Origin of the sequence: Streptomyces alkaliphilus, assembly GCF_014141535.1 — a bacterium.
GTDB classification, from domain to species: Bacteria; Actinomycetota; Actinomycetes; order Streptomycetales; family Streptomycetaceae; genus Streptomyces; species Streptomyces alkaliphilus.
In genome coordinates this window covers 1-3,741 of sequence record NZ_VKHT01000501.1, presented here as the reverse complement: position 1 = coordinate 3,741, position 3,741 = coordinate 1, and the positions used below count along the sequence as shown (strand labels likewise).

Below are 3,741 nucleotides of genomic sequence, written 5' to 3'. Positions count from 1 at the left end.
GGGATGCACGGTTACCGCGCGTTGGAGGGAACCTTCCTGGGGGGTTGTCTGTTCTCCGGCCGGGTGGCGGGAAGGGCGATCGCCTCGGACCTCGGCTGAGGCGACCCCGCCGGGGCGCCGCGTCCGGGCCCGTCGCGGCGCCCCGGCGGAGTCGGTGCTCAGGAATCCGGGATGATCAGCACCTGACCGGCGAAGATGGTGTACGGCGAGGTGATGCCGTTCACCTCCGCGATTCGCTGCCACGGCACGCCGTACCGCCGACCGATGGCGTAGAGCGTCTCCCCCTCCCGCACGGTGTGGGTTCGGCCGCCGGGTGGCTCCAGGGAGCCGTCCTGCACGTACCGGTAGAGATTTCCGGGGCACTCGGTGGCCAACTGGTTGCGATGACCGTTGATCGCCCGGGCGGCGCCCCCCTGACTCCGCAGTCGGGCGATGGCCAGGTGAAAGGCGTCCACCAGATCCGCCGTGACGGTGTCGTAGGCGGAGGAGGAGCCACCGACCAGCCCGCAGACGGCGTACCAGTTCTGGTTGGCGGTGTTGGTGCCGTTGGCCGCGGTGCGCACCCCCTCGCCGCGTCCCTCGAAGACGTATCCGTGCACGCAGGTCAGGTGGCTGTAGGCGATGTCGGCCCAGCCGTTGCCCTCCATGTGCTGGCGCTGGATGCCGCGCACCTGCGCGGCGCAGTCGGAGTGGGAGGCGCGTGCGATTCGCGAGCCGCCCACGTGATGGATGGTCACCCCACCCCGCTCCGGGGTGATCTGGGTGCTGCGACCGGTGGGTTGCCGGGCACCCCACTGCGCGCGGGAGACGAAGACCGCCATCAGTCGAGCACCTCCCCGCCGTCGGTGTCGAAGCCCTCGGGCAGGGAGCAGGAGACCGCGGCGTTGAGCGGCTCGGGGTGGTCCCCGGGCCAGCCGTCCGGGGCGAACTCGGCGTTGGGGTGGTCGGCCCGGGTGACGACCCCGGCCCCCGGTGCCTCCGTGCCGGCGGCGGGCGGTGGGGCGCCGGCCCCGACGGCCTCCGGCACCGGGGGTGACGGGGCGTCGGCTCCGGCGGCGAACGCGCCGGAGACGGTGATGACGGGCAGGGCGACGCCGGCTCCCGCGGTGGCGGCGGCCAGGCCGAGGAATCCCCGTCGGGTGGTCTCGGACAACACTCCTCCTTCGTGCGCGACACGCGACGGCCCGTGACCTGTGGGGCGCGGACCGTCGATCGCGGCCCCGGGGCGCCGACCGGCCGACATGCCGGGATTTTGATGAATCGTGAGGTATATCCGTATTCCGGTGTCGGCGTCTGTGCCCCGATGGTTCGGCGGTCATGCGCGCAGGGGGAGGGACTAACGCGAAAGGGTGGCGGAATCACCCGAATCCCCTCTTCTGGTCGAGCACCCGCAGGGGGATCCGGGCACAGGGGAGGGAAGCGACCCGCCGTCGTCACGACCGGAGGGGGGCTCCACCGGGCGCGTGCCCGATCGGCGCGCCGAAACGCCCGGGGCGGGGTCCGATCGGACCCCGCCCCGGCTCGTCGTGCGCCCCTCACCGCGCGGTCGTGCTCACTCCTCGGCCTCGGCGGCCTCGCCGTCGGCCGCCGCCTCGGCGGCACCGGCCGAGGCACCGCCGGAGTCCTCGCAGACCACCTCGTCGCGTGGGGTGTAGCGGGTTCGATAGGACTCCCGCTTCACCTCCTCGCCGCCGTTCTTGAACACCCGCTCGACCTCGACGTCGAACCCCTCCAGGGGCGGCTGCGGCACGCAGTCGTCGGCCACGCCCTCCCGGGTGGCCGGCTCCACCACGTTGGTCCGGGGGCCGGTCACCGATTCGATCTCGTCGTACTTCCTGGTCCCCAGGAAGGTGATGGTCACCGAGGTGTCAGTGGAGCTCGCCAGGATGTAGACCGCGTTGCCCGAGTCGTTCTCGAAGCGGTTGTCCAGGTGGCCCCAGGCCACGGTGGCCTCCCGGCCCTCGGGGTAGCGCTCGATGTAGAAGGAGTGCGCCCCGTACTCCACGGGCTTCACGCCCGCGAAGAAGACGGCGTTGAACATCGTCGTCGCCACCGCCGAGACGCCGCCGCCGGCGGCCGTCTGGTACTGGTCGTCGAGGATGATGATGCCCTCGACGAAGCCGTTCTCCTCGGTCCGCTCCCCGACCGTCTCGTTGAAACTCCAGATCTCGCCGGGCATCACCAACGAACCGTTGATCAGTTCGGCCGCACGCCCGATGTTGGTGATCCGGTAGGGGGCGGGGTCGAAGTTGATGGTGAACGAGGACATCTGCTCGGTGATGCCCAGCTCGTCCAGGTTGTCGGCCGTCAGCCGCGGCTCGGTCTCCTTGACCGGCGCCTCGGCCGAACGCGCCGTTCCCTCCTCGGTGAGGAGGGGCAGGATCGTGTCGGTGAGGCGATCGGCGTCCAGCTCGCGACCGATCCGGGCGTCCTCGCGGACCACCACGTTCTCCCCGTCCAGCCCCAGCACGGCGTCGCGCGGCTGCTGCACGATCCCCTCGGTGGCGGAGAGGAAGGACGGGTCCCCGGCCAGGGCGGCTCCGTCCAGCTCCGGCACCAGGGTGCCGTCCCCCTCGGCCTCCATGCGCAGATGATCCCCGAGCACGGTCGGGGGCACCGAAACGCTCTCCCCGCCGGCGGTCAGGGTCACCGGGGCGGACATGGCCGGCTCGGCGAACTCCCTCAGCGCCCGCTCGATCTCCGCCTCGTCGGTCAACGGTCGCGCCTGCTCGATCGGCAGTTCCACCGGCCGTTCGACGGAATCGTTGAGATAGGCGTACCGGATCTCCCGCAGGGCCCCATCCACGTCCAGCGCGGTCCCGGCGACCGGTTCGGTCACCACGGGCTCGCCCTCCTCGAAGGAGATGGCGCCCTCGCGGAGCTCGGTACCGCCCTCCTCGCCGAGCGCGGCCAGCTCCCCGCGGGCCCGCTCCTCCTCCACGGTCACCACGGGGTCCAGCTCGCCCCCCGTGCGACCCAGCACACGTCCCAGCAGAGTGGGGCGGTCGGCCCGCTCCACGGTCGCCGCGAAGTCGGGGGCCAGACCGGCGGCCGTCGGGTCCAGTTCGAGAGGGCCGGAACCCTCGTCGGCCCCGTCGGGGGAGGCGATGACGATCTCGATGGGTTCCTCGGCGGCGGGACCCAGCTCCTCCGCGAGTCGCTCCTCGGCGGCGGCCGGGGAGAGCCCGCCGATGTCCACCCCGTTGACGGTGGTGCCGGGGGCGATGGTGTCGCCCCCGATGAAGGAGCCGATCAGCAGTGCTCCACCGATGCCCAGGGCCACCACTCCGCCGATCACGGCGGGGCGGGGAAGCGCGGCGAATCGTTCCAGCGCGCCGGGACGCCGGTCGCGGTCACCGGGCCCACCGGCCTCACCCGGGACCTCCGGCTCCGCCCGGGGTGGATCCCACGCGGGACGCTCCGGTATGCGAGGCGGCTCGGCGGGTGGTGGCGGCGCGTGCGACACGGGACTCCCTCGGGCGGATGGCGGGTGGGTCGGTCCCGGACGGGCGCTGTGCGGTGGTGCCGTGCCGACCGACGCCCCGGGCCCGACTCGTCGCAGGTTAGCAAAGCGAGGTCGGGGCGACGAAAGGGAACTCGGGGTGCATTCGGTCACTTCGCTGCAAATGCCCGGGATCGCCGGCATCGGGAGGAATCCGCCGATTCACGGGAAAGCGCCGGAAGGCGGGTGAAAAGGCGGGGACGGACGGGAGGGGAAGAACGCGGAACGCGGTGAGGGGA

Annotated in this window: 3 protein-coding genes; all 3 read right to left on the bottom strand. The window is 72.3% G+C overall.

Annotated elements, in window-relative coordinates:
• Positions 1–158: 158 nt before the first annotated feature.
• Complete coding sequence (locus FNQ90_RS15660) at positions 159–821, bottom strand: LysM peptidoglycan-binding domain-containing protein (RefSeq protein WP_143622571.1); 663 nt, start codon at positions 819–821, stop codon at positions 159–161.
• A complete protein-coding gene (locus FNQ90_RS15655) occupies positions 821–1,153 on the bottom strand; it encodes a twin-arginine translocation signal domain-containing protein (protein ID WP_182606948.1) in 333 nt (110 codons plus the stop codon). Before FNQ90_RS15655 ends, FNQ90_RS15660 begins: the two co-directional genes overlap by 1 nt.
• A 399-nt stretch (positions 1,154–1,552) precedes the next feature.
• Positions 1,553–3,466, bottom strand: a complete 1,914-nt coding sequence (locus FNQ90_RS15650; protein ID WP_323379989.1) for a VanW family protein — start codon at positions 3,464–3,466, stop codon at positions 1,553–1,555.
• Positions 3,467–3,741 lie beyond the last annotated feature (275 nt).

Excerpts from the sequence above, each read along its gene's own strand:
- FNQ90_RS15660 (WP_143622571.1), bottom strand. The coding sequence starts at position 821 with ATGGCGGTCTTCGTCTCCCGCGCGCAGTGGGGTGCCCGGCAACCCACC.